The sequence below is a fragment of the Methylocystis suflitae genome, assembly GCF_024448135.1.
In the GTDB taxonomy this organism is placed as follows: Bacteria; Pseudomonadota; Alphaproteobacteria; order Rhizobiales; family Beijerinckiaceae; genus Methylocystis; species Methylocystis suflitae.
On record NZ_JAMRYX010000048.1, the window covers coordinates 1 to 2,351 of the forward strand.

Below are 2,351 nucleotides of genomic sequence, written 5' to 3' on the forward strand. Positions count from 1 at the left end.
CAAGGCGTCGCCTTGTCGCTGATTGTCGTTTTGACCGCCTTGCCGCGGATGACGCCCTGCAGGCCGATGCGCCGCATCAGCCGCTCAACTGTGCAGCGCGCCACGCTCTCGCCCGCTCGCAGCAATTGTCGCCAGACCTTGCGGGCGCCGTAAACGCGAAAGCTCTCGCCGAAAACGCGGCGGACTTTCTCACAGAGTTCTGCGTCATGCCGAGCCCGCACGAAAGTCGAGCCGGATCCCTTCGTAGCTCCGCATGAGCCCAATAGGTCGACGGGGCGATGGCGCCGCTTCACGCCGGCTATTGCCCTCAATGAAAACAAAGCGTCGAACCGCCGCGTAAATCTCCACCGCAAACATCCCCGGCCGTCCTCCCGAATCAATGTTCGGAAAGTCAGCCTAAAACTGGCCGGGTTTTACGCCGCCACGCGGCCGCAATAGAGCTATGGCCGATTTGGGTGATGGGAAGAATCAAGCGGCGGATTTTTGATCGGGCGCGATTTCGATTCCGTCATGGAACTTTACACCGCTGACGACCTTGGGCAACAGCTTTTGTCCTTGCAGTCGACGCCAGCTTTTCGACGCCTCCATCACCAGCTTGAACACCATGAGACGCGCCGTGTCCTGCGAGAGCGCGCCTTTTGTGCGGACCGTGCGATGGCGTACCGTCGCAAATGCGCTCTCGATCGGGTTGGAGGTTCGCAAATGCGTCCAGTGCTCCGCGGGAAAATCGAAGAACGTCAGCAGCGCGTCGCGGTCCTTTGTCAGGCAGTCGACGGCCTTTGGGTATTTCGCCGCAAATTTCTCAGCGAAAATATCCATGGCTGTTTCCGCCGCTGCGCGGCTCTCCGACAGCCAGATCTCGCGCAAATCCAGATGCGCGGCGCTCTGCAAGGATTTCGGCAGCTTGTCGAGAACGTTCAGCGTTTTATGCACCCAGCAACGTTGATGGCGCGTTGACGGAAAGGCCTCGTCGAGCGCTTTCCAGAAGCCGCGCGCCCCGTCGCCGACGGCGATTTCCGGCGCGATTGAAAGTCCGCGAGCCTTCAAATCGACAAGCAATTCCTTCCAGCTTTGCGCGCTCTCGCGCATGCCCGCCGCCAGGCCGAGCAGTTCCTTCTTGCCTTCCGGCGTCGCGCCGATGATCACCAGGATGCATTCGGCCTGCGGCTCCATCCGCGCTTGCAGATAAACGCCGTCAGCCCACACGTAAACATAGCGCCGCGCCGACAGATCGCGCTTTTGCCAGCGGCGATAATCGTCTTCCCACGCGCCTTTCAGCCGCGCAATCACGCCGGGCGAAAGATTCGGCGCGTCCCTGCCGAGCAAGGCCGTCAGGACATCCTGGAAATCGCCCGTCGAAATTCCGCGCAGATAGAGCGCCGGCAGGAGAACGTCGAGGCTCTTCGTGCTCCGCGCCCATTTCGGCAGGATCGAGGAGGCGTAGCGGATGCGGTCTTCGCCGCTCGCCCCGCGGTCGCGCGCCTTGGGCTTTTCCACCTCGACAGGCCCCACGCCCGTCTGGATCGCGCGGACGGGGTCATGGCCGTGACGAACCACGCGTTGGCGCCCATCAGGCAGCTTCAAGTCGCCGTATGCGCCAAAAACGCCGCGAATTCGGCCTCCACCGCCTGCTCAATCAACCGCTTCGCGCCAGAACGTAGAATTTCGCTGAGCGGATCGGCAATTTCGTCTTTCGGTCGAAAGGCGACAACTCTATTCTCGGTCATGGCGTAACGCTCCTCCGGGAGGGTCGGGTCGGCTGCACACCAACCCCGTTACGCCGCTCGATTCACTCCGTCATCACCCAGTTTCCGCCTTAGCTCGCCGCAATATGCGCCGCTCACTGGCCGATTATTGCGCCGCCGCGTACATTTTCCGCGGGCGGATGGCGGGCTTGCATCCTCGACGACGTAAGGCACGCCGTTCCAGCGAATGCTCAGCGGCAAGACGATGATCAGACGGGCCGGCGTTGTGTTGGGATCGCTCGCAGCATAAACATTTGATGCTGTTCTCAGGCATACAGGAATCCGTCATCTCCAGAACGGGCGGGTTTGTTTGAGGTCTCGCCACAGGACCTTGGCGCCGATCCATCCCAATTCGGCGCGCGCCTGACTCGCTCCGATCATCCAGCCGATGGCGCGTTGTATCGATGGGACGTCGGCGCCGGGAACATCCGTTCCCGTGAGCATGGCTTTCATTGTCGCGGCGTCGTTGAGGTCGCCAAATACGGTCTGCAGCTTTTTAAGACGCTTCAAGAAAGGATCGATTCGTTTCGCCGGATATAAGGAGCAAAAGAACTCGACTGCATAGCGCAGCTTTTTGAGCTCTTTGCGTAGCTCGTGGCGCTGTTC

1 protein-coding gene and 2 pseudogenes are annotated in these 2,351 nt (G+C 60.9%); all 3 read right to left on the reverse strand.

What is annotated here, in order from left to right; all coding sequences use genetic code 11:
• Positions 1-280, reverse strand: a pseudogene (locus tag NEI07_RS03875) (IS3 family transposase); the annotation flags it as partial.
• A gap of 188 nt (positions 281-468) precedes the next feature.
• Positions 469-1,727, reverse strand: a pseudogene (locus tag NEI07_RS03880) (IS256 family transposase).
• 303 nt (positions 1,728-2,030) lie between these two features.
• On the reverse strand, positions 2,031-2,351 hold a 321-nt coding region (locus NEI07_RS03885), incomplete at its 5' end, for a CHAD domain-containing protein (protein ID WP_256032849.1).